The sequence below is a fragment of the Proteus sp. MB838 genome, from assembly GCF_054767435.1.
On record NZ_BAABMO010000006.1, the window covers coordinates 53,398 to 77,787 of the forward strand.

General features: G+C 39.8%; 17 protein-coding genes, 1 pseudogene and 1 riboswitch. Of the genes and pseudogenes, 5 read left to right on the top strand and 13 right to left on the bottom strand.

The genetic code is table 11. The features are described 5' to 3' along the window. Window positions 1-72 precede the first annotated feature (72 nt). Entirely contained in the window at window positions 73-1,542 is a 1,470-nt protein-coding gene (locus ACYUCW_RS04180) for an alanine/glycine:cation symporter family protein (protein WP_004243466.1), read from the top strand. A 129-nt stretch (window positions 1,543-1,671) separates the two neighbouring features. Continuing rightward, window positions 1,672-2,556: a peptidoglycan recognition protein family protein gene (locus tag ACYUCW_RS04185; RefSeq protein ID WP_004250813.1), complete on the top strand. Its 885-nt coding sequence runs from the start codon at window positions 1,672-1,674 to the stop codon at window positions 2,554-2,556. A 67-nt stretch (window positions 2,557-2,623) separates the two neighbouring features. On the opposite strand, the gene brnQ is transcribed toward ACYUCW_RS04185, so the two are convergent. The 3 genes from brnQ to ACYUCW_RS04200 all read right to left on the bottom strand — a co-directional run bounded on the left by brnQ (window position 2,624) and on the right by ACYUCW_RS04200 (window position 5,595). Continuing rightward, window positions 2,624-3,976 (bottom strand): branched-chain amino acid transport system II carrier protein, encoded by a 1,353-nt coding sequence (gene brnQ / locus ACYUCW_RS04190; RefSeq protein ID WP_460408230.1) that lies wholly within the window; start codon window positions 3,974-3,976, stop codon window positions 2,624-2,626. A 302-nt stretch (window positions 3,977-4,278) separates the two neighbouring features. After that, complete coding sequence (gene yidA, locus ACYUCW_RS04195; protein WP_004248301.1) at window positions 4,279-5,085, bottom strand: sugar-phosphatase; 807 nt, start codon at window positions 5,083-5,085, stop codon at window positions 4,279-4,281. A gap of 123 nt (window positions 5,086-5,208) precedes the next feature. Then, window positions 5,209-5,595 (bottom strand): helix-turn-helix domain-containing protein, encoded by a 387-nt coding sequence (locus tag ACYUCW_RS04200; RefSeq protein ID WP_460408231.1) that lies wholly within the window; start codon window positions 5,593-5,595, stop codon window positions 5,209-5,211. Between the two features lie 338 nt (window positions 5,596-5,933). Here ACYUCW_RS04200 and mgrB point away from each other — a divergent pair, with 338 nt between their 5' ends. Then, window positions 5,934-6,110: a PhoP/PhoQ regulatory lipoprotein MgrB gene (gene mgrB, locus ACYUCW_RS04205; protein WP_387520973.1), complete on the top strand. Its 177-nt coding sequence runs from the start codon at window positions 5,934-5,936 to the stop codon at window positions 6,108-6,110. 146 nt (window positions 6,111-6,256) lie between these two features. Beyond that, complete coding sequence (locus tag ACYUCW_RS04210) at window positions 6,257-7,639, top strand: amino acid permease (protein ID WP_004248300.1); 1,383 nt, start codon at window positions 6,257-6,259, stop codon at window positions 7,637-7,639. A gap of 100 nt (window positions 7,640-7,739) precedes the next feature. Here the strand turns inward: ACYUCW_RS04210 and pagP are convergent, their stop codons facing one another. Then, window positions 7,740-8,378, bottom strand: coding sequence for a lipid IV(A) palmitoyltransferase PagP (gene pagP, locus ACYUCW_RS04215; RefSeq protein WP_004243456.1), 639 nt, complete (start codon window positions 8,376-8,378; stop codon window positions 7,740-7,742). Between the two features lie 617 nt (window positions 8,379-8,995). Continuing rightward, complete coding sequence (locus ACYUCW_RS04220; protein WP_108716909.1) at window positions 8,996-9,640, bottom strand: hypothetical protein; 645 nt, start codon at window positions 9,638-9,640, stop codon at window positions 8,996-8,998. 324 nt (window positions 9,641-9,964) lie between these two features. Further along, a riboswitch (TPP riboswitch) is annotated at window positions 9,965-10,053 on the top strand. Window positions 10,054-10,103: 50 nt separating this feature from the next. Between ACYUCW_RS04220 and thiD the strand changes: the two genes are divergently transcribed. After that, window positions 10,104-10,901 (top strand): bifunctional hydroxymethylpyrimidine kinase/phosphomethylpyrimidine kinase, encoded by a 798-nt coding sequence (gene thiD, locus ACYUCW_RS04225; RefSeq protein ID WP_004250817.1) that lies wholly within the window; start codon window positions 10,104-10,106, stop codon window positions 10,899-10,901. Window positions 10,902-10,953: 52 nt separating this feature from the next. Here thiD and fbaB read toward each other — a convergent pair whose 3' ends face one another. The 8 genes and pseudogenes from fbaB to ACYUCW_RS04265 all read right to left on the bottom strand — a co-directional run bounded on the left by fbaB (window position 10,954) and on the right by ACYUCW_RS04265 (window position 24,347). Continuing rightward, on the bottom strand, window positions 10,954-12,003 hold the full coding sequence (fbaB, locus tag ACYUCW_RS04230) for a class I fructose-bisphosphate aldolase (RefSeq protein WP_004243453.1): 1,050 nt from the start codon (window positions 12,001-12,003) through the stop codon (window positions 10,954-10,956). Between the two features lie 49 nt (window positions 12,004-12,052). After that, entirely contained in the window at window positions 12,053-12,946 is an 894-nt protein-coding gene (gene yegS / locus ACYUCW_RS04235) for a lipid kinase YegS (protein ID WP_004243451.1), read from the bottom strand. Between the two features lie 308 nt (window positions 12,947-13,254). Further along, complete coding sequence (gene trhP / locus ACYUCW_RS04240; protein WP_004243450.1) at window positions 13,255-14,634, bottom strand: prephenate-dependent tRNA uridine(34) hydroxylase TrhP; 1,380 nt, start codon at window positions 14,632-14,634, stop codon at window positions 13,255-13,257. Window positions 14,635-14,753: 119 nt separating this feature from the next. Continuing rightward, a complete protein-coding gene (gene baeR, locus ACYUCW_RS04245; protein ID WP_004243449.1) occupies window positions 14,754-15,461 on the bottom strand; it encodes an envelope stress response regulator BaeR in 708 nt (235 codons plus the stop codon). A 65-nt stretch (window positions 15,462-15,526) separates the two neighbouring features. Continuing rightward, on the bottom strand, window positions 15,527-16,903 hold the full coding sequence (baeS, locus tag ACYUCW_RS04250) for an envelope stress sensor histidine kinase BaeS (RefSeq protein ID WP_460408232.1): 1,377 nt from the start codon (window positions 16,901-16,903) through the stop codon (window positions 15,527-15,529). Next, window positions 16,900-19,984: pseudogene (gene mdtC / locus ACYUCW_RS04255) on the bottom strand (multidrug efflux RND transporter permease subunit MdtC). Before mdtC ends, baeS begins: the two are co-directional and overlap by 4 nt. Continuing rightward, window positions 19,981-23,112, bottom strand: a complete 3,132-nt coding sequence (locus tag ACYUCW_RS04260) for an MdtB/MuxB family multidrug efflux RND transporter permease subunit (RefSeq protein ID WP_460408233.1) — start codon at window positions 23,110-23,112, stop codon at window positions 19,981-19,983. The pseudogene mdtC and the gene ACYUCW_RS04260 overlap by 4 nt, the downstream one beginning before the upstream one ends. After that, complete coding sequence (locus ACYUCW_RS04265; RefSeq protein WP_004243444.1) at window positions 23,112-24,347, bottom strand: MdtA/MuxA family multidrug efflux RND transporter periplasmic adaptor subunit; 1,236 nt, start codon at window positions 24,345-24,347, stop codon at window positions 23,112-23,114. The genes ACYUCW_RS04260 and ACYUCW_RS04265 overlap by 1 nt, the downstream gene beginning before the upstream one ends. Between the last annotated feature and the right edge of the window lie 43 nt (window positions 24,348-24,390).

Consider the following 24,390-nt stretch of genomic DNA (forward strand, 5'->3'; position numbering starts at 1 on the left):
GTGTTTATCTGTTTTTTATTTCAATAGCGATGTAAGGATAGGTTATATACGTTATTACATAAGGGGATTAATTTGACAGGGCTAATTAACTTTGCAAATAACATTTTATGGGGATATGTACTTATTTACTTACTCCTTGGTGTGGGTATTTATTTCACTATTCGAACAGGATTTATTCAAATCCGCCATTTTGGTCATATGTTTTCTATTTTAAAAAATAGTCATAAGTCAGATAAATCAGGTATCTCTTCATTCCAAGCTTTATGTACAAGTTTAGCTGCACGTGTTGGAACAGGTAACTTAACCGGTGTAGCAATTGCGCTGACCGCAGGTGGCCCTGGGGCCATTTTTTGGATGTGGGTAGTTGCAATTATAGGTATGGCGACTTCCTTAATAGAAAGTACATTAGCACAGTTGTATAAAACTAAAGATGATGAAGGTAACTATCGCGGTGGCCCTGCTTATTATATGACAAAAGGCCTCAATATGCGTTGGATGGGCGTATTATTCGCCATTTTCCTCATCATTGCCTTCGGACTTGTTTTTAATGCGGTACAAGCTAACTCAATAGCGCAAGCAGCTGCATCAGCATTTAATTTCGATCCATTATATGTTGGTATTGGACTGGTGGTGATGAGCGGCTTTATTATTTTTGGCGGTCTACGTTGGATTGCGCGTGTTGCTGAGCTGGTTGTACCCATTATGGCTATCGCCTATTTATTATTAGCATTTTGGGTTGTTGCAGATCATTTTGAACGTTTACCTGAAGTGTTTATGCTAATTTTTAAAAGCGCATTTGGTTTACAGGAAGCCGCAGCAGGGGCAATTGGCTATGGTATTAGTCAAGCGATGACCCAAGGTATTCAACGCGGCCTATTTTCTAATGAAGCAGGTATGGGCTCTGCACCTAATGCCGCCGCTTCTGCAACACCTTACCCACCTCATCCAGCATCGCAAGGTTATATTCAGATGTTAGGGGTATTTATGGATACCTTGGTGATTTGTAGTGCGACTGCAGTGATTATTTTATCCTCAGGTGTGTTAGATAATTATCAAGATGGTATTAATGGTATTCAGTTAACCCAGCTAGCATTATCGTCAACTGTCGGTGGTTGGGGGAGTACTTTTATTGCTGTTGCGATTTTTTTCTTTGCCTTTACATCGATTATTGCAAATTATGCCTATGCTGAAAGTAATATGATTTTTTTAGGCCGCAATCATATGACAGGGCTATTCTTACTCAGATCAGCCGTACTGGCGATGGTGATGTTTGGTGCTTTGGCTGAAATGCCGTTAGTGTGGAAAATGGCTGATCTCTCGATGGGATTGATGGCTGTCACTAACTTAATTGCCATTATTTTACTTTCAGGCGTCGCTTTGAAGTTAATTAAAGATTATAACCAACAGCGACAAGCTGGTGTATTACCCACTTTCAATATTCGCCAATACCCTGAATTACAAAATGATATAGAGCAAGGTATTTGGGATAAAGAGCCTTTACCTAATGAACCGTTAGTCCGCTGTGAAAAGGTGAGGCAATAATTGAGCAAGTACGGTATTCATTAAAAAATTATTAAAAAAAACCAAAATACAAAACCCATATTTTTTAATATGGGTTTTTTGTCTACAATTTAGCCTTAAATTTATAGTCTAATGTATTCAGGATGGATAATGATCTTTAGTCGCTACAGTCTCTTTTTACTTGTTACTTTGGGGTTGCTTTCAGGTTGTGTTCAGCAACCTCAGCTTATTGATAGGGGGGATTATTTTGCACAAGTTGTTCCCAATAATCCTGGGCAAGATAATCGCGTAAAATTTTTAGTTATGCACTACACCGCCGTTGACGATAAAGAATCGTTAAAAACGTTAACTTCGGGAAATGTAAGCAGTCATTATTTAATTCCTACCAAACCAAATTATGTTGATGGTAAGCCGGTTGTGTTTGCTTTAGTGAGTGAAGATAAAAGAGCATGGCATGCGGGGCTAAGTCAGTGGGGAAATAGTGCAGGTTTAAATGATGGTTCAATTGGTATTGAGATAGTGAATTATGGTTATAAAGATCAGGGTACATTAAGAGAGTGGTTACCTTATACCGCAGAACAACTCTCAACCATTACTATGATGATGAAAGATATTATTCAACGCTATGGTATTGAACCACAAAATGTAGTCGGGCATAGTGATATTGCTCCACAACGCAAAGTTGATCCGGGACCACTTTTCCCATGGGCTGAATTAGCGAAACAAGGAATAGGCGCTTGGCCAGATGATGAAACAGTTACTTTCTATTTAGCGGGAAGAGCTGCATCGGAGCCTGTTGATATTGCTAATTTTCAAACCTTGTTAGCGAAGTATGGTTATCAAACACCAACAACAGGGATATTAGATCCTGAAACGCAAAAAGTGGTTAGCGCATTTCAAATGCATTTTAGACCAAGTGATATTAAAGGTATTCCTGATGCGCAGTCAGAAGCTATTTTAATGGCGTTAATTGATAAATATCGAACTAAGTGGATACAGCCATCAACTGAGTCAATAAAACATTCAGATAATTGATAGTTATTAAGGATAAAAACTAGCCCCAAAGTGACTATTTACTTTGGGGCTAGTTGCAATAATAGATTTATTTTACTGTATTAGGTGTAGCAATTTCTGTGTCGGTTTCTTTAAAACTGAGACTAATTAGTAATGAAATTGCGAATGCAATAATACCCGGTAATAACCAACCTAGGCCATACTCAGACAGTGGAATGTAACTAAATAGTTGTAATAAATCTCCATTTAGCCATTTTAACTGTTTTAATGTGTCAAGTAGGCTCATTAAAACAATGACACAGATTGTAAAGCGGTAAGTAAAACGCGGTGATTTCAGTTTATGGCGAACAAATTGTGGTAAGACTAGTGTCACCGATGTTGGATAAATCATTAATAATGCAGGAATAGTGACACGTAATAAGGTATCAAGACCAAAAGTAGAGACTAACGTCGTTAACAGTGTAAATACTACAACCCAGAAGCGATAGCCTAAACGATGATGGAATGTCGCAAAGTAGTCTGCCGCAGCACTAGTAACCCCGACTAAGGTTGTCATACTGGCTAATAAAACAATCCCGCCCATCAACCAAGTACCGACAGAGCCAAATAAAGCGTCTACGTAGCGTGAGAAGATTTGACCACCGTTAGTGGCATTTAGTGCCGGATCAGCAAAAACAGATACTGCGTGACTTGTGGCACCTAAATAGAATAAACATAAATAAAGGGCGGCTAAGAGTAAAACCGAAATCATCCCCGCTTTTATGGTGATAAAACCAATTTGTTTAGGATTGGTGATCCCTTTGGTATATAACGCACGAGCGACGATCCCGCCAAAAGCCATAGCAGATAGCACATCCATGGTTTGATAACCGTCAATAATACCGGAGAAGAAGCCATTTACCGCATAAAGGCCGGTAGGCTCTTCAATAGGGGAAAGCGGTTTAGCCACTACAGCAATACCAACGACAACCAGAAGTATTAAGAGCGCTGGGGTCATGAATTTACCGATGGCACTGATCATCGTACCTTGTTTAAGCATAAAGAACATACTTAATAGGTTAAATATTAATGCGAAAGTCAGATGGGTCGTAGTATTTTTTTCAATAAGACCAAGAGGTAAAAATCCCATCTCATAGGCGGTGTTCGTGACCCGAGGCATTGCAAAGGTAGAACCGACAATCAGGTAAAGTGCAATCCAAAATAACACCGCAAACCATGATGGCAAGTCGATAGAAAGGCGTTCACCACGTCCACGAATAGCTACGGTGACTAAGGTTAAAAAAGGGAGTAAGACACCCGTAACCAAAAATCCTAATGACGTACTAAACCATTGGTTTCCAGATTGGAAACCTGCCATTGGAGGGAAAATAATATTACCAGCGCCAAGGAAAAGAGCAAAAACCATCATTCCAAGGACTAGCATGTCTTTTGTTGAAAGCATAACTAATACTACCTGTCTGAGAGAGAATATATTAATAATTTATACTTGTTATTCTATATTTAGCCTAATTACTAGGTAATTATCTTGTAAAAATAGTGTTTGAATAACGAAAAGAGAATTGATAGTAACAAATTCTGACGGAGATGTAAGAAGAAATAGGTGTTTAATTCTGATCCAGCAGGAAAAGGAGCATAATAAATGGCTATAAAGCAGGGGGGGCAAGCAGTGTGATCCTCTAGCTAGGATCACAATTGCTATATAATTTTGTAGACATTAGTGATAAAACACAAAAAATATCGTGTTTAAATAAATTTATTGATAGCGACAGCAACACCGTGTTCTTTATTAGATAATGTAATAAATTTCGCCACTTTTTTGATCTCTTCAGGGGCGTTTCCCATCGCAACACCCAATCCTGCATACTGTAACATCGCTAAATCATTATCTTGATCGCCAATACACATTATTTTCTCTGGAGTGATTTTTAAATGTTCTGCTATTTTTTGTACCGCGTTTCCTTTATTGACATCGGTATTTAATATCTCAATAAAATAAGGAGCACTACGTAATATGCTGTATTGTTGATAGATATTAGCAGGTAAATATTGCATTGCGTTATCTAATACCGTAGGTGTACCAACGATCATAAATTTACTAAAGCGCATATCTCTTTGCATTTCGCTTAAGGGGCGATAATAGAGAGGTGTCCACGTTAAGAATGCTTCACGACAAGTAAAATGGCTAATATGGCGATTGGTAGTATAAATTTTATTATCACTTAAAACATGAAAGTGAACACCTATCTCACGGGAGAGATCTTCAAAATAGAGGTAATCTTCAAAATTGAGCAAGTCTTCGGTGATAATTTCACCATTTTCTGCTTGGTGAATTTGGCTACCATTATTGCTAATGCAAAAGTTATCAGATGTATCAAGATTAAGTGCTTTTAAATAGGGAGAGATGCCGTTAAAAGATCGCCCAGATGCAAGAACAATGTGCACTCCAGAATTTTTAGCATGTTGGATCGCTTGATGTACTTCAGGTGTGATCTCATGTTGTTCGTTTAGTAACGTTCCATCTAAATCAATAACGATAAGCTTAATACTCATTATCATCCCCATATTAAAGTAAAGCAGTTAATGGTTGGTAAGGGCGAGGTATTATCATCACATAACTGGGGCTTTATTTATGTGACACGAAAGAGAATATCTCTATGCCACATAAAAGTCAGTCTAATCACAACAAAGTGATTGCAAATGTAAGGGCTGTTTTGTCTCTAACTCGATATTTTGATTTTGCCTAAAGTCAAATGGAGTGATGCCACACTCTTTACGAAACATATAAGTAAAGTGTGATTGCGAGCCAAAGCCGAAATCTAATGCAATATCAAATATTGAGCGGTCACTGGTGCGTAAAAGATGGATAGCCCCCGCTAAACGGCGTTGGCGAATATACTTTCCTAAAGAGGTGCCCGTGACTTCTTTAAAAATTTTCTGCATATGCCAAAGGGAATAGCCGGAGTAAGCCGCTAGCTCTTCAAGGTGTATTACGCGACCTAAATGCTCCTCAATCCATTTACTTAGCGCGCAAACTAATGCGAGATGATTATCTTGTGGCATTACAGTTCCATTCTATCGATGAAGTTAAGGTAAAAAAACAAAATTAACTCCTTAATATTATACAAAAAGTGGCAAACAGAGAAATCCATATTAGTTGATTGCTGTTTCTATGTGTTGGCAAAATGTGTAATTAAAATAAAAATGCCTATTTTGCGTACAATTAAGAAAAAATAGTGCCAATTATCTGTTTTCTGTCGAGGAAGCATTTAACTTTCTTTATGAAAACTATGCTAAATTTAATCTTAGAGATAACTTATTGCGAATTTTATAACAACAGTGATAGGCGTTGTTATCGTATTAAAGCGAATGCCTATTTTGTAATAAGTACTATTAACAAAATGTATTTAAAGGATTTTAATTTGAACGCAAAGAAAATAATTATTAGCTTAATAATTATATTAGCTATCAGCTTGGGGTTGTACCTTGTGGTGTTAGATAATTTTTGCGATCAAGGCGAAGATTTTCAGCAAGGTATCTGTCGCTTTACCATCTTATTCCCCTCTAAGCAGCCGTAAAAAACCCGCTTTCTATGCTTTTTCCCCTCTATCACAAAATGTATTTGTTATTCAAGTCAGATTAGTGTTTTAATGGTGGCTTGAAATAAACAAAATCGTAAACATTGATTTACACTTTTACCTGATAGATGAAGAAAAGAGGATGTATGGCGAAAGAGTCGCAACAAGCAGAATTAAAGCGCGGTCTTAAAAATCGACATATCCAGCTGATTGCGCTGGGTGGGGCTGTCGGCGCTGGTCTGTTTCTTGGTATCGCGCAAACCATTAATATGACTGGGCCATCAGTTATATTAGGCTATGCGATTGGTGGTTTTATTGCGTTTATGATCATGCGCCAACTTGGTGAAATGGTTGCCGAAGAGCCGGTTGCGGGTTCATTTAGTCACTTTGCCAATAAGTATTGGGGGCCATTTGCTGGCTTTTTATCAGGTTGGAACTACTGGGTTATGTTTATTCTTGTCGGTATGGCTGAATTAACCGCCGCAGGAAAATATATTAATTATTGGTTACCTGATATTCCGGTGTGGGTTTCGGTAGCGGTGTTTTTTGTTGCTATTAATTTAATTAACCTAATTAATGTCAGAATGTATGGTGAAACCGAGTTTTGGTTTGCCATTATAAAAGTTTTGGCGATCGTTGGTATGATTTTATTTGGTAGCTATTTATTGGTCAGTGGTAATGGTGGTCCGCAAGCCTCTGTGAGCAATTTATGGGAGCTAGGTTTCTTCCCTCATGGCTTTACTGGGTTTATGTCTGCATTAGCTATTGTGATGTTCTCATTTGGGGGACTTGAGCTGGTGGGGATCACCGCCGCAGAAGCAGAAAATCCTAAAGTAAGTATCCCCAAAGCAACTAACCAAGTTGTTTATCGTATTTTGATTTTCTATATTGGTTCATTGATTGTACTGCTTTCTCTTTATCCTTGGACCCAAGTGGTGAAAGGAGAAAGTCCTTTCGTACTTATTTTCCATAATTTAGATAATTTTGTTGTTGCCCATATTTTAAATGCGGTGGTTTTAACCGCGGCATTATCTGTCTATAACAGTGGCGTTTATTCTAATAGCCGGATGCTGTACGGTTTAGCCAAACAAGGCAATGCACCGCATTCATTATCTAAGGTTAATAAACGTGGTGTACCTGTTATTTCTTTGGGGTTATCTGCGATAGCCACATCACTCGGGATCTTGGTTAACTATTTACTCCCTGATCAAGCTTTAGAGCTATTAATGGCATTAGTGGTAACAACATTAGTGCTTAACTGGATCATGATCTGTTTAGCAAACTTAAAATTCCGTGCAGCTAAAATTAAAGAGGGTGTAGAGCCTTCATTTAAAGCACTTTGGTATCCTTATGGTAACTATCTGTGTTTAGCCTTTTTATGTATGATTTTGGTCATTATTCTAATGATGCCAAAAATTAATATTTCCGTTATTTTGATGCCATTTTGGGTAGGCTTACTCTGGATAGGTTTTAAGATCTCAAGAACTAAAAAATCGCTGACAACCACACAAGCAAGGCAAGATAGTTAAATTATCTTGGCTAAGTTAGCCTAAGCGAAAGATAAGAAAAACGCGATATTAAAAAAGTGACTCTAAAAAGGGTCACTTTATTTTTTATTAGGGCAATCGATCACTGCCAACGTAACCAAGCAAATAAAACATTACCGTTATTATAGGTTCCTGGTACATAAGTCGCCTGTAATGATAAGTGTCCATAACCGACTGACACTAGCGGTAGAGGTAATGGCATAGGAATATAGTTATACTCATGACGAGCAGTCACACTTAAGGTAAAGCCCGCCCCCATGCGAAAACCCTCTCTATCTCCACCGGGATACCACATTTTTTCAAAACCATAGCCCATAATAGGTTGTACACGATTATTGGAATCCATAAAGGCCATAGCATATAAGCCATGCCAATCACCCTCATTATCATAACGATATTTACCCATACCAAATCCCCAAGGCGTTTCGTTATAACGATTGGTTTTTTCTTTATCGTAAGTAAAACGGTTATGCCAAGTCCATACCGGTAAATAGTAGTTATATTGGTCATTATCCCAAGTTTGGGTAAGATTACGTTTAAATTTTCCCCAATAGCTTTCCTCATTTTTTTCTGAGAAAGTGTTCTCTGCTGGCTGAGGTTTTTTTGTCGTAATAGTCTGAGGTGTGTTTTGCGTATTTTCAGAAGCAAAAGCAGGTGCTGTTAACGTAACTGAAAACAGTGTAGCTGCTAATAGGCTAGAGTGAAAATAGGTAGATGACATATATAACTCCGAATACGGCATTGCGGTGGTTCTGGTAATGTTAAAAAAATTTGTGTCATAGTGTTATTTAATTAGTGAAATATTCAGATAAGAGCTATCCGAAATTGAACTATTTTAATAACATTATATTTAATTTCAAATGGTTACAAAGAGATGTATCTCAGTTGCTCCCATTTAAAAGATAATTATTTATAGTATTAGTTAATATAATTGAGGATTTATTAAGCTTAATAATGATACATAATTTATTAGATTTTAGAATAAAACAAACTAAGTAAGATAATAACGATTAAATATTATCTAAAAAACATTATAACATAATATAACGATTACATATCCATCGGTTTTTTTATCGCATATTGAAATATTAATATAACGTTAATAATGAATAGTGTTTGTTATATGGGCAAAATTGCAAAGGAGCAGGATAATAGAGTAATTAATAATGAGAGTTAAATAAAAAAAGCAAAAAACGAAGATGTGTTTATAAAGTGTTTAAGTTTTATGGCTGCTGGATAAAGTGATCACTTCACTATAGCACCCCTAAAGAAGGGGTAAATCTGTGAGTTATGAGTAACGAGGGGAAAACCCACAGATTTTAAGAAAAAATCGTTTAATTATTGAGATAACGGTTCTTTACTAATAACTAATAGTCGATGAGTATGAATATCGCGATCTTTTTCCCAGCAAAAATCTTCCCATTTTTCATAAAGTTCATCAGTGTTATTTAGTTTAATAAGAGGCCGCTCTTCTTCAGTTCCATCAGAAATATAAATGTATAAATTGGCTTTAAAAGCCCAGTCAATCATTGTCTCCCAGAATCGTTTACCAGCGCCCGTTTGTTCTTCATCAGAGACAACGATATTATAATTTTCGAGTAAATAATTAAAAAATGCCCTAGGAATAGCTCGGGTCACAGTACTATGTTCTTCAGCAACCGTGCGCCAAACTTTGACTTGTGTACATATAGTTTTGGTATACACAATGTCTTTACGAAAAATAACTTCTACCAGATAAACGGTTTCAAAAGGAACCGTTGTCGTGATCAAACGATATTGATTTCGTTTTAATGATTTTACAAAACGATATCCTACGGGAATGTTATATTGAGGTAATTCAAAATCTTGAACCCCCTGTTCAAGAAATTCTTTTGTGTGCTCGATATTTTTAGAGTGAATTTTTAATTTCGCATTAAAATCTGCATCAGGAATAAGATAAGGCATTGATTGTCCATTTTGTTGTTGCGATGGTTCATTTTTCATTTAGCCCCTCCGCATATCAGTGGTGGTCAAGAAATGCATTATAAATACCTCATTTAGCAGATTATATATCGATTGTCGTTAAAATGAGCAAAATATTTTATTTTATGCTTATCATTGTTTTATGTTGAGAATATATATTCAAGATTGATAGCTAATAAAATATAAATCATCGAGCCTGCCTCTATTATAGATAAGCTAGATTAATTTATCTTCTAAAATAGAAAAGTTAACTTAAAGCACGTTAAGTGAGCTGATAAAGGTTGTCACTATCAAACTAGCTTCTTTATCTTCTGCATGCGATACTCTTGTGGCTTATATCATATAAGCTTTGGCTCGGGGCGCCTATTGGCTGAGATGAACCCGTATAACCTGATCTGGATAATGCCAGCGTAGGGAAGTCAAGGTCACTGTGCTGATTAACAGAGCCCGACTTTTCTGTAACTGGTAAAGGAGGAGTTAATCAGTGAGATATAACGCGTTGTCTATCGCCGGCACCGATCCGAGTGGTGGGGCGGGGATACAGGCTGATCTGAAAACATTTTCCGCACTGGGTGTATATGGCACAACAGTCATGACTGCACTGGTAGCGCAAAATACCTGTGGTGTACACTCTGTCTATGATTTATCCCCTGATTTTGTCGCAGCACAATTAGATGCGGTACTTTCTGATGTCAGAATAGATAGCGCTAAAATTGGTATGCTTTCTAATGCCAGTATTATTGATGTTGTTTGCGATAAACTGCAGCAATATCCCATTCCTTTTGTCGTACTTGATACTGTTATGCTTGCCAAAAGTGGCGATCCACTGTTACAACCTGATGCTATTGATAAAATGTTCACTCAGTTATTACCCCGCGTTGATTTGATCACGCCAAATCTGCCTGAGGCGGCAGCACTATTAGGTTGTGATATCGCGACAGATGAAACAACTATGAAACAACAAGGTGAAGCATTACTTTATCAAGGTTGTCAGGCGGTATTGATGAAAGGGGGCCATTTAAGCGAGAAAGAAAGTCCTGATTGGTTATTGACCCAAGATGGGCAATGGCGATTTACTTCGCCGCGCATCAATACAAAAAACACTCACGGTACGGGATGCACACTTTCAGCCGCTTTAGCTGCTATTCGTCCTCAAGTTTCTGATTGGCAAAGTTGTGTTAAACAAGCAAAAGCCTATTTACAGCAAGCGTTAGAACAGGCAGACAGTTTAGAGGTGGGACAAGGTTTCGGCCCTGTACATCATTTTCATCGCTGGTGGTGATATCAAAAAGCCCCTATTAAAGGGGCTTCAATGCGTAATTTAATCGTAAAAATTAAGCAATAGTCACAGATTTATCTAAATAGACATCTTGTACGGCATTAATTAGAGCAACACCGTCTTTCATGGATTTCTTAAAGGCTTTACGACCTAAGATAAGCCCCATGCCTCCAGCACGTTTATTAATGACTGCAGTACGTACTGCATCAGCAAGATCGTTATTACCCGATGCTCCACCTGAGTTAATTAATCCTGCACGTCCCATATAGCAGTTAGCTAATTGGTAACGCACTAAATCAATGGGGTTTTCGCTCGTCAGTTTAGTGTAAACACGCTCATCAGTATGACCAAAACCAATCGCTTTAAAGCCACCGTTATTTTCAGCCATTTTCTGTTTAACAATATCGGCACCAATGGTTGATGCTAAATGGTTGGCTTGACCTGTTAAATCAGCACTTGCATGGTAATCAACCCCATCTTTCTTAAAGGCTGGATTACGTAAATATGCCCATAATACGGTAACCATGCCTAATTCATGGGCACGTTCAAATGCCATCGAGATCTCTTCGATTTGGCGGCGGCTTTCTGGAGAACCAAAATAGATAGTCGCACCTACAGCAACAGCCCCCATTTCAAAGGCTTGTTCAACACTGGCATACAGCGTTTGGTCGTATTGAGTTGGATAGCTTAATGTTTCGTTATGATTAAGTTTTACCAAAAATGGGATTTTGTGTGCATAACGACGAGAAACAGAAGCTAGAACACCATAGGTGGAAGCAACACAGTTACATCCGGCTTCAATGGCAAGCTCAACAATATTTTTGGGATCAAAATAGAGTGGGTTCGCGGCAAATGAGGCAGCGGCAGAGTGTTCAACACCCTGATCGACAGGTAAAATAGAAAGATAACCCGTTCCTGCTAAACGACCATGGTTAAACAGGGTTTGCATAGAACGCAATACGGTATTAGGGCGATTGTTATCAATCATCACACGATCAACAAAGTCAGAACCTGGCAGGTAGAGATTTTCGCTTGGGATGGTTTGGCAGCGATGTTCCAATAATGAGTTAGCATCAGCACCTAACAAACTTACTATATCAGTCATTACTTACTCCAGTTCACGATGAGATGATAGTGATTGTCATTTATCTACATTAAGATAACAAGTCACATTGGGGCGGTAACCGGCAGTGGATCGCTTCAGGTAGTACAATAAATTCAAATTTATCCCCTAAAAGGGGTTCACCATCTAAATTAAATACCATTTCATGAGCCGCACTAATAGTGACCCAATCACTTTCTCGCTCAATAATTTTGTCATTTTTCTTACGATCGAACAGACTGGTTAATAGAGAAGGAAGCAATTCACGGGCTTCAACAAGGGTAATATTGAGTTTATTGTCATTAATCAGTGCTTCGGGGCAAAGTTGTTGTCCACCTCCCGCTTGGCGTCCATTACCAATACCGATAATTAAAGCTTCACCTTTCCAATGAAAATTTTCAGCTTCAACGGTGCATTGATCCGCTTTTAAGGTATCAATACGCAATAAACCATTAATAAAATATGCAGCACCACCTAAGGCGGATTTTAGTGCTTCAGGGGTTTCAGTGGTGATCTTGGTACCAAAGCCACCTGAGGCCATATTGATAAAGTAATGTGTTTTGTTCACATTAATAATATCGACAGGAACGGCGCGACCTTTAATCGCTAAACTGAGCGCTTTGTCCATCTCTAATGGGATTTGTGCACTGGTGGCAAAATCATTTGCAGTCCCTAAAGGGATAATGCCTAACGCGGGGGGCGAAGAGGGGGCTAAACGAACCAGCTCAGAGGCGACATTGTTGATCGTACCATCACCCCCTGCGGCGATAATGGTTTGCGCTTGAATATGTAGTGCTTCTTGCACAAAGCGTTGAATATCACTTGATTCCCATGTCACTCTGACTTGGATATCATTACCTTCCTTGCGTTGTTGATAAACCGCTTGTCGCAGAGCCTCATTGCCTGAGTTTTTTCCATTGATAATCAGCAAACTGATTTGGCCCATCAATATGACTCCTTAATTAATATGACTTATTTAAAGATAATGGATATTAGGCGAATTACCATTTTTTTTACAAAGTATCACCAAAGCCAAAAGCAATTTACGTTACTCAAAAAATAATAATAAAAATAGCGGGGGATAAAAAAAGAAAAGGCAAATCCAAGGGAGATTGGATTTGCCAAGGAGGTGGTTCCTAGTCTTACTGTATTCATTCTAGTTCTTTATTTTTCGAAATAGATAATACGGCAAATGAATAGGTATTGATGTGATCTATCTTTGAAATTGACCACATCAAATCAGATAATGATGATTTACTTCACTTCTACCGCATCAATTTTATGAGGTTGACGGGTTGTCGTTCCTGGCAGATTACGAATAAGCAGTGCAAAGTTTAAATCAACATCGTCAGGAACAGGTAAATAAACCACATGGCCATTACCCGGAGCAACATCTGTCGGCTGTTGTTTTTTATTAAATAACGCATCTAAAGTGAATTGAATATTTCCTGTTGGTGTCATTAGCTCTAAGCTATCACCTAAGATAAATTTATTTTTAACATCCACTTCAGCTAAACCGTTAACACGTTTACCTGTAAATTCCCCTACAAACTGTTGTGTATCTGATACAGAATAGCCGTATTCATAGGTTTGGTAGGCATCATGGGTATGGCGACGTAAAAAACCTTCGGTATAACCGCGGTGTGCCAAACCTTCTAGCGTTGTCAGCAGTGTTGGATCGAAAGGCTTACCTGCAACAGCATCATCAATAGCACGGCGATACATCTGTGCTGTGCGTGCGCAATAATAGAAAGATTTAGTACGACCTTCAATTTTCAGTGAATGTACACCCATCTTAGTTAATTGCTCAACGTGTTCGATAGCGCGCAGATCTTTTGAGTTCATAATATAAGTACCGTGTTCGTCTTCGAACGCAGTCATATATTCACCCGGACGTTTAGCTTCTTCAATTAAGAACACTTTATCAGTGGGGGCACCTACACCTAACGTTGGCTCAACATTTTTTACCGGGATAGGTTGGTACTTCTCGACAATATTCCCCACTTCATCTTCTTTGCCTTCTTCAACTTTGTATTCCCAACGGCAGGCATTTGTGCATGTACCTTGGTTTGGATCACGTTTATTGATATAGCCTGATAATAAGCAACGACCCGAATAAGCCATACACAAGGCCCCGTGAACGAAGACTTCAAGCTCCATATCAGGGACTTGTTTACGAATTTCTGCAATTTCGTCAATAGATAGCTCACGAGAAAGAATAACGCGAGTTAAGCCCATTTGACGCCAGAATTTTACGGTAGCCCAGTTAACGGCGTTAGCTTGTACTGAAAGGTGGATATCCATATCAGGGAAAGCTTCACGCACCATCATGATCAAACCCGGATCAGACATAATCAGCGCATCAGGCCCCATATCAATAACTGGTTTTAAGTCACGGATAAAGGTTTTTAATTTTGCATTATGGGGGGCGATGTTAACCACAACATAGAAGCGTTTACCTAATTCATGCGCTTCTTGTATTCCTTTAGCAAGGTTTTCGTGGTTAAACTCATTATTACGTACGCGTAAACTATAGCGAGGCTGACCTGCATAGACCGCGTCTGCGCCATAAGCGAATGCATAGCGCATATTTTTTAATGAGCCTGCAGGAGAGAGCAATTCGGGTGTAAACATGATTAATTTCCTGGTTCTGATTTCAAGTCAGTCCCCTACACAAAAGGTAAGGGTATATCATAAAGGGGAGGATTCTAGCGCTTAACTGTAGCGAGGTTCAATGTATTCCTGAAAAAATATCATCGAAAACGATAGGCTGCGGTTTCCCAACGATAGCCTTGTCCATAAATTGAACGAATAAATTCAATTTGATCGTTAAGTTGCTCAAGTTTGCGTCGTAAGTTTTTTATATGGCTATCAATAGTACGGTCGGTTACGATGCGATAATCATCATACAGATGATCCATTAACTGGTCACGGCTTAACACTTTGCCCGGTTGTGTAGCTAATGCTTTAATAAGACGAAATTCAGCGGTAGTTAAATCAAGAATTTTATTATGATATTGAATTTGGTAAGCCTGCTCATCAATAATAACTAAGGCGCTATTTTGCACAATATCCTGTGGCCGATAATAGCGACGCAATAATGTTTTTACACGGGCAACCACTTCCCGAGGGCTATAAGGTTTGCAAATATAGTCATCAGCACCAATTTCCAACCCTAATAGTCGGTCTACTTCTTCTGTTTTTGCGGTGACCATAATAATAGGAATATCGGAGAACTGACGTAACTCTTTGCATAGGGTAATGCCATCTTTACCCGGTAGCATCAGATCAAGCAGTACTAAATCGTAATGAGATTGTTTGATATGTTGTATAACCTCAGTACCATCTGCCAGCCACTGCGTTTGATAATCAGATGCTTGAAGATAATCAATAAGTAATTGTGCCAATTTCGGCTCATCTTCAACGATTAAAATTGAATATGTAGATGTGGTCGTGGTCATTGTCTATATGGCTCAATAGTTATCAATTAGGACAATAATATTCAGTATAATCAATAGAGCAAAATTTAATTATCTTCAGAATAGACAGGTAATACGATAAGTATTTTTACTCCACCGATAGCGGATGGTATAGCCGTGATTTTACCATTATGAGCTTCGACAATATTTTCGCAAATCGCAAGCCCCAAACCAGAGCCACCGCTGGAACGATTACGAGAGCTTTCGGCCCGATAAAAACGTTGGAATACCGCTTCATATTGTGCTTTATCTAGCCCCGGGGCACTATCTTCCCACACAATCAACACATTATTATGTTCTCTTTTGCTACTAATATGCAATTGACCACCAGAATTGGTATAACGAACACTGTTTTCTAATAGATTATGAAAAAGTTGGATCAACCTATCCGGATCAGCTTGTACAATCAGTTTGACGTTATCATCTAAATCAGTCTGTAAAGCAATCTCTTTGGCTTGATAAATATGCCGATAAGAGGCGACAGCTAACAAAATAATTTCATTAATATCAATAAAATCCTTACGATAGGTCAAAGAGCCTCTATCAGATAATGATAACTGATGTAGATCGTTTACCAGTTTAGTTAAATTTGTTACTTCAAAGAGTAATGAATTTAAGGTTTCTGCAGTTGGCTTTCTTACACCATCTTGTAACGCTTCAAGCTCTCCTTTTAAGATAGCCAATGGCGTACGTAACTCATGGGAGATATCTGCCATATAATCACGGCGAATTTGCTCATTTTTTTCCAGTGTACTGGCAAGTTGATTAAAATCCGTTGCTAACTGGCTGATTTCATCTTTATTGGTTGGGGTCACGCGAACAGCAAAATCGCCAGCGGCTAATTTATGGGTTGCCTCCACTAATCGCTTTACTGGGCGGATCATGCTGCGTGACAGTATTAACGTAATTAATAGCGCAAAAAGCACCGTTAAGCCGGCAATGATCCAACTGGTGCGTAACTGTTGCTTATCAAAGCTAATATCTGCTTCGTTGCTGATTTTATCCGCTGCACTGACAATCACCCAGCCGACAATTTCATCATGGTAAGTAATAGGTTTTTTAAAGGTTTCTGCGGGAAATTGATTATCATGGCCAAATAAGCGTTTCATCTGTTTATCGACGATCCAAAACTGAGTACGCCATCCTCGAGGGGCAGGGCCTTCACCACTTTGACTTATTTGGTCAATGGTTCGTAGTATCTGATAAATAGAGCGATCATCTCGATTAAGAAAACGCCAATCTCCGGTTAATTGATATTGATCGCTTAATGCTTCGGCTAACAAGGTTGCCCGCTGTTCACTGTTCTTCTTGATATAGCCAATAAACCCCTGCTGGAAGCTACTACGAATACCGATATGCATAGCAAATACCACTATCATGCAAGTCGCGAAGATCACCAAAAATAGCTTACTTCTTAATTTCATGCATTTGCCTCTTTTTTGTTATGGCGTCGCTGTTGCCAACGTTGGCGAACACCATCAAAAAACAGATAGATAATCGGAGTGGTATACAGGGTTAATAATTGGCTCATAAGCAAGCCACCCACAATGGTAATGCCTAATGGCTGCCTTAATTCCGCACCATCACCACTACTTAGCATCAGAGGTAAAGCGCCAAAGAGCGCGGCTAAGGTAGTCATAATAATAGGGCGGAAACGCAATAAACTGGCTTGAATAATCGCTTCTTGAGCGGATAGTTTTCCTTCTCGTTGAGCCGTAATTGCAAAATCCACCATAATAATGGCATTTTTCTTCACAATACCAATTAACAACATAATGCCAATAAGAGCAATTAAGCTAAAGGGGGTATCAAACAAGCGCAGTGCTAATAATGCGCCAACACCGGCAGAAGGCAATGTGGATAAAATAGTCAATGGATGAATATAGCTCTCATAAAGCACACCAAGGACAATATAGACGGTGACAATAGCCGCTAAGATCAAGATAAGCTGTGACTTAATGGTTTCTTGAAAAATTTGCGCTGTACCCGCAAAGGTGCCTCGTACCGTGTTAGGTACACCTAACTCTGTCATGGTTCGCTCAATGGCGTTAATGGCATCAGATAAGGTATAGCCCTCTGGCACATTAAAAGCGATGGTAGAGGCGGCAGACAACCCTTGGTGATTAACACTTAAAGGTGCATTAGCGGGATACCAACTGGCAAATGCAGATAATGGAATACGTTCACCTTGTGTATTCATCACATACATTTTATCTAGTGCAGAAACATCTTGCGTATATTGTTCAGACACTTCCATCACAACTTTATACTGATTTAGCGGGGCATAAATGGTAGAGATCTGCCGCTGTCCAAAGGCGTTATTTAATAAATTATTGGCATCACTGACATTAATGCCTAATTGCGACATAGTATCGCGATCATAAGTGAGTGCCATTTCGGCACCTTTATCTTCTTTATCTGAGTTGACATCAACCAGCTCAGGTAATTCGCCTAACGCTTTACGTATTAATGGCTCCCATTTACGTAATTCACTTAAATCATCAGCGAGTAAAGTAAACTGATAACTGGCATTAGCTTGGCGTCCTCCAGCACGTACATCTTGTACAGGCATTAAAAATAGTGTTGCACCGGGTTCATTAGCCAGTTTGATACGAAGGCGATTGATCACTTGATTTGCACTATCTGTGCGCTCTGAGAGCGGATTAAGTGAAATAAACATAAATCCACTATTAATACGTCCTCCCCCCGTAAATCCCGTGACGCTATCAACATCTTTATCTGCATTAATCTCCTGCATAAAACGGGTCATTTTTTCTTTCATCGATTGGAATGAAATACTTTGGTCTGCACGTACAAATCCCATTAAACGACCGGTATCTTGATCTGGAAAGAAGGTTTTCGGCGCACTGATATATAAATAAGTATTCAGTCCTAAGGTGGTAATAAAAATAGCCATGATCCAGCGTTTATGCCGTAATGCCGCTTGTAGTGTGACACTGTAACCTTGTTGTAAGCGAAAAATTAACTTACCAAATCCGCGTAAATGTGACTGTGCTTTGGGTTTTATGCCTTTTAATAAATGGGCACACATCATTGGGGTTAATGTTAAGGAGACAAATAAAGAGATCCCAATCGCGGTGGTTAAGGTAATGGCAAACTCTTTAAAAAGTCGTCCGACAAGGCCATCCATCAACAAGAGAGGAATAAATACCGCCACCAATGAAATACTCATTGAAAGTACCGTAAAGCCCACTTCGCTAACCCCTTTTAGGGCGGCTTGTTTAGGTTTTAAGCCATTTTCGATATGGCGAGAGATATTTTCGAGTACGACAATCGCATCATCCACGACAAAGCCGGTTGCAACCGTTAATGCCATTAATGATAGATTGTTTAAGCTAAAGCCACATAAATACATGGCTGAAAAAGTACCAATTAATGAAACGGGTACGGCAACAGCGGGGATCAAGGTAGCACGCCCTGAACGTAGAAATAAGAATACCACTAAAATAACCAGTCCCACGGCAATCGCTAATGCGCGTTCAACTTCTGCTAATGAGGCACGAATAGTGGGGGTTCTATCTTGAGCTACCTTTAAATTGACACTGGCAGGGAGTAGCTCACGTAATTCGGGGAGTTCATCACGAATGCGGTTGACAGTTTCGATGATATTGGCGCCTGCTTCACGGCGAATAACCAGTAAAATAGCCGGTTCACCACCACTCATTCCTGCCGCCCGTGCGTTTTGTACAGAGTCTGTCACTTGGGCAACATCACTTAAACGCACGATAGCATCTTGATTATAATGCACAATAATTGGGCGATAATCTTGAGCTTTGCTTAACTCATCGTTAGTTTGTATCTGCCAACGATTTTCATCATTATGAATAAAGCCTTGTGGTCTTCTGACATTGGATTGACTAATGGCTTTGCGTACATCATCAAGACTGACATTTTGATTAAATAGCGCATCAGGATTGAGTGCAACACGCACAGCCGGCAGTGAACCCCCCCCCTACGGAAACTTCACTCACTCCTTCAATTTGCGAGATTTTTTGTGCCAAGCGTGTTGATGCGAGATCATAAAGCTCACCGGTATTTTGTGTCTCTGAGGTCAGCGTTAAGATCATAATCGGTGCATCAGAAGGATTTGATTTGTAATAACGCGGGCGACTTGGCATACCTGAAGGTAATAGGCTTTGTGAGGCATTTAACGCAGCCTGTACATCTCTAGCTGCGGTATTAATATCTTTATTTAAGTCAAATACTAATGTGATACTGGTACTACCTAAAGCACTACTTGACGTCATCTCATCAATCCCCGCAATACGCCCTAAGGAGCGTTCAAGGGGAGTGGCAACAGAAGAAGCCATCGTTTCAGGTGATGCCCCCGGTAATGAGGCATAAATATTAATGACCGGATAATCAACTTGTGGCAGTGGTGCGACAGGTAACAACATAAAACCTAACGCACCACAAAGAGAAATGGCTAGGCTAAGTAGTGTAGTAGCAACAGGTCGTTGAATAAATAGAGCAAACAGCTTCATGACACCGCTCCATTATCATGTTCAACGCGTTTATGGCGATTAAGGTAAAGTGATAACTTATCAAACAGCAAATAGATAACAGGGGTGGTAAATAAGGTGAGTATTTGACTCATAATTAAGCCCCCCACCATACATACACCTAATGGTTGGCGTAATTCAGCCCCTACGCCAGTGCTTAGCATTAAAGGTAATGCACCTAATAACGCAGCCATAGCGGTCATTAAAATAGGGCGAAAACGTAGCAGACAAGCTTGATAAATTGCTTCGTAAGGAGATAGTCCTTGTTCTCTTTCAGCGGCCAGTGCGAAATCGATCATCATGATGGCATTTTTCTTAACAATACCAATCAACAAAATGATGCCAATAATCGCAATAATATCTAGCTCATTACCGGCTGCCATCAGTGCCAATAATGCACCGACACCTGCAGTAGGTAGGGTAGATAAAATAGTAATTGGGTGAATAAAACTTTCGTATAACACGCCTAATACAATATACATAGCAACGATGGCCGCAATGATAAGCCACAGCGTGCTGGAAAGGGCGCTTTCAAAAGCTAATGTAGCCCCTTGAAACTGTGTCGTAATATCTTTTGGCATCGCAATTTGCTCTTCTGCTTGCTTAACGGCATTAACAGCAGCTTCAAGAGATGCGTCTTTCGCGACATTAAATGAGAATGTGGTAGCAGGAAATTGCTCTTGGTGATTGATAGATAAAGGCGCGAGACGTTGCTCCACAGAAGCAATAGATAAGAGTGGCACCATAGCACCCTCTTTGCCGGTTAAATGAACTGCAGAAAGTGCCTGTAGTCCTTCACTATTGTGCATATTTTGTTCTAAGACAACACGATACTGATTTGCTTGGGTGTAAATCGTTGAAATAAGTCGCTGTCCAAAGGCATTATACAGCGCATTATCAATGGCACTCATTGAGATCCCTAAGCGACTGGCTGAATCTCTATCTACATTGATATAGGCCATCATCCCATCAGCTTGCCAATCACTGCTGATGTCGGTAAGTTCCGGACTCTCTTGTAGTGCCTGTGATAATTTAGGCACCCAATAGGCAAGCTCATCGAGCGAGGTTGCTTGCAAGGTAAATTGATATTGAGTACGGGAAACTTGTGTATCAATAGTTAAGTCTTGTGTGGGTTGTAAATAGAGTGTAATACCTGCAATAGATGCGACTCGTGCTTGTAAACGAGGAATAATTTCATCAATGCGTGAATCACGTTGATCGAGGGGTTTTAAGGTAATTTGCAAGCGACCTGTATTGAGGGTGGCATTACTGCCATCGATACCCACAAAACTCGCAATATTCTCAACGGCCGGATCGTCAATCAGTTTCTCAACCACTTGTTGTTGTTTTTCAACCATCGCTTGATAAGAGATGGATTGTGAGGTTTCTATTGTACCTTGTAGTAACCCATTATCTTGTAAAGGGAAAAAGCCTTTAGGGATAAATAGATAGAGCAAAACTGTTAATGCTAATGTACTGAGGGCAACGCCTAATGTTATCCATTGATGATTTAATACACGTTTTAACCAAACCGCATACACGGCGATCATCTTTTCAAAAAAGCGCTCACAAGCCATTTCAAAACGATTGTGCTTAATTTGACTTTCTGGTTTAAGTAAGCGTGCGCACATCATCGGCGTTAAGGTTAAAGAGACTACCGCGGAAATTAAAATCGCCACGGCTAAGGTAATGGCAAACTCTCTAAATAAACGACCAACAATATCTCCCATAAATAACAGAGGGATCAGTACGGCAATTAAAGAAAAAGTCAGTGAGATAATAGTAAAGCCGATTTCTCCCGCCCCTTTTAAGGCTGCGGTTAACGGCTTATCTCCTCGCTCTAGATAACGGGAGATATTTTCTATCACCACAATGGCATCATCAACCACAAAGCCTGTCGCAATGGTAAGTGCCATTAAGGTGAGGTTATTGACAGAAAAACCGCAAAAATACATCACCGCAAAAGTACCCACTAAGGAGAGGGGGACGGCAATGCTAGGAATAAGAGTGGCAACACCATTACGTAAAAATAGATAGATAACCATGACCACAAGTGCAATCGCCAGTCCCAGTTCAAACTGGACATCTTTCACTGATGCCCGAATGGTCGTGGTTCTATCGGTTAAGATCTCAACATTTACCGACTTAGGTAAATTAGACACTAAATCCGGTAATAAATTACGAATATTATCCGTTGTTTCAATAACATTAACACCCGGTTGGCGTTGCACATTGATAATAATGGCTTGTTGATTATTGGCCCAAGCACCAAGCTGGTTATTTTCTGGGGCTTGTTCAATGGTGGCAATATCGGCAAGGCGGATGGGGGCGCCATTTTTATAGCTAACAATCAGTTTGCGATAATCATCTAATGATTTCATTTGATCGTTGGCGGATAACGTTACCGAGCGAGTGGGGCCATCAAGGCTACCTTTGGCAGAGTTAACATTGGCATTATTAATAGCCACGCGGATTGTTTCACTATCTAACCCATAAGAGGCGGCTGCTTGGGCATTCAATTTTACGCGCACAGCAGGGCGTTGTCCGCCGGCTAAAGAGACTAAACCAACGCCGTTAACTTGCGATATTTTCTGCGATATTCGCGTTTCTACCATATCCTGTAGCTGTGTCATCGGCAATACAGAACTGGTGACGGCTAAGGTTAGCACTGGCGGATCAGCCGGATTTACTTTGCTGTAAATGGGCGGATAAGGTAAATCAGTAGGTAATAAGTTAGTTGCTGCATTAATGGCCGCTTGTACTTCTTGCTCTGCGACATCTAACGGTAATGTGAGTTGGAACATCAATGTAATGACTGATGCCCCACCTGAACTTTGTGAGGACATCTGTTTTAAGCCTGACATCTGTCCAAATTGACGCTCTAACGGTGCTGTTACCGCAGAGGTCATCACCTCGGGGTTTGCCCCAGGATAGAGTGTGACGACTTGAATGGTCGGATAATCAACTTCAGGCAATGCCGATACTGGCAGCATACGATAACCGACTATTCCTGCTAATAAAATCGCGACCATAAACAGCGTTGTTGCCACTGGACGTAAAATAAATAAACGAGATGGCCCACCACCTGTAGCGGGTATTTTTTCGCTCATTATGCTTTCTCCGCAACAACGGGATCAGTGGTTTTAGCTTTAGGTGCCAGCGGTGTTACAATCTCGACTTTGGCACCTTGCGTTAATCTATCCACACCATCGGTGACAACACGTTGATTAGCGGATAACCCTGAGGCAATGACAACTTTATCTGCATTTTGTGATGCAACCTCAACAGCGAGTTTGCTGACTTTGTTTTCCTCATCAACAACCCAAACAAAGTGTCCTTCATTTCCCATTTGTAATGCTGCATTGGGGATCACTACCGCTTTTTCTAATGTAGTGACATATAAACGAATATTGACAAATTGATTGGGAAATAGCGTACTTTCTTGTTGAGGAAAACGGGCTTTTAATTTGATAGTCCCTGTAGTGGCATCAATTTGATTATCAACACTAAATAGAGTCCCTTGTGCTAATTCAATTTTATTATTTCTGTCTAATGCAATAACAGGTAATGTAGGGCTATTTTTACGGGCTAAGATAACCTGTGATAGATCTTGCTCTGGTAATGTAAAGAGTACATCAACAGGATCCATCTGGTTAATAACGACAATTGGCGTAGATGAGCCACCAGAAATATAGTTACCGACATCAACCTGCTTTAATCCCACCCGTCCTGAAATAGGGGCCGTTATTTTGCTATAGGTTAATTGTAATTGTGCATTATTAATTGCTGCTTTATCGATACTAATACTGGCTTCAGACTGTTTGACTAAAGCCGCTTGGTTGTCTAATTCTTGTTGTGAAACCAAATGGGTCTTTGCCAGTTTTTGGTAGCGAGCTAAATCAAGGCGCGCATTTGCCAGTGTGGCCTGATCTTTTGCCAATTGCCCTTTAGCTTGCGCTAATTGCACTTCAAAAGGACGTGGGTCGATTTCTGCTAACAAATCGCCTTGATTCACTTGTTGGCCTTCGGTGAAATGCAACGCCATTAATTGCCCTTCCACACGGCTTGTCACGGTCACACTATTGACGGCTTTCACTGTACCTAAAGCAGTTAAAAATTGCGGCACATCTTCTTGTGCAGATGTCGCCACTTGTACAGGAGGCATCGGTGGTCGTCTTGAGCCAGCTGTACTTCTATTTGGTGTATTCGCAGTAGGGGTATCTTTACTCACAGGAGGTGCGCTGTTGTTTGAAGAGTATTGCCAATAGGCGATAGCGCCAGCGATAACAATAAGCAGGGTGATAATAAGAGAAAATCTTTTTTTGGTCTTTTTGTTGTTATTCATTGCGTTGGTGATCCTACTGACAACTCGCTAATTGAGAAAAAAT

What these genes read in the sequence shown, in the direction of transcription:
- ACYUCW_RS04185 (WP_004250813.1), top strand. Translation starts at nt 1,672, where the DNA reads ATGATCTTTAGTCGCTACAGTCTCTTTTTACTTGTTACTTTGGGGTTG.
- brnQ (WP_460408230.1), bottom strand. Translation starts at nt 3,976, where the DNA reads ATGCTTTCAACAAAAGACATGCTAGTCCTTGGAATGATGGTTTTTGCT.
- yidA (WP_004248301.1), bottom strand. Translation starts at nt 5,085, where the DNA reads ATGAGTATTAAGCTTATCGTTATTGATTTAGATGGAACGTTACTAAAC.
- ACYUCW_RS04200 (WP_460408231.1), bottom strand. Translation starts at nt 5,595, where the DNA reads ATGCCACAAGATAATCATCTCGCATTAGTTTGCGCGCTAAGTAAATGG.
- mgrB (WP_387520973.1), top strand. Translation starts at nt 5,934, where the DNA reads ATGTATTTAAAGGATTTTAATTTGAACGCAAAGAAAATAATTATTAGC.
- ACYUCW_RS04210 (WP_004248300.1), top strand. Translation starts at nt 6,257, where the DNA reads ATGGCGAAAGAGTCGCAACAAGCAGAATTAAAGCGCGGTCTTAAAAAT.
- pagP (WP_004243456.1), bottom strand. Translation starts at nt 8,378, where the DNA reads ATGTCATCTACCTATTTTCACTCTAGCCTATTAGCAGCTACACTGTTT.
- ACYUCW_RS04220 (WP_108716909.1), bottom strand. Translation starts at nt 9,640, where the DNA reads ATGAAAAATGAACCATCGCAACAACAAAATGGACAATCAATGCCTTAT.
- fbaB (WP_004243453.1), bottom strand. Translation starts at nt 12,003, where the DNA reads ATGACTGATATAGTAAGTTTGTTAGGTGCTGATGCTAACTCATTATTG.
- yegS (WP_004243451.1), bottom strand. Translation starts at nt 12,946, where the DNA reads ATGGGCCAAATCAGTTTGCTGATTATCAATGGAAAAAACTCAGGCAAT.
- trhP (WP_004243450.1), bottom strand. Translation starts at nt 14,634, where the DNA reads ATGTTTACACCCGAATTGCTCTCTCCTGCAGGCTCATTAAAAAATATG.
- baeR (WP_004243449.1), bottom strand. Translation starts at nt 15,461, where the DNA reads ATGACCACGACCACATCTACATATTCAATTTTAATCGTTGAAGATGAG.
- baeS (WP_460408232.1), bottom strand. Translation starts at nt 16,903, where the DNA reads ATGAAATTAAGAAGTAAGCTATTTTTGGTGATCTTCGCGACTTGCATG.
- ACYUCW_RS04260 (WP_460408233.1), bottom strand. Translation starts at nt 23,112, where the DNA reads ATGAGCGAAAAAATACCCGCTACAGGTGGTGGGCCATCTCGTTTATTT.
- ACYUCW_RS04265 (WP_004243444.1), bottom strand. Translation starts at nt 24,347, where the DNA reads ATGAATAACAACAAAAAGACCAAAAAAAGATTTTCTCTTATTATCACC.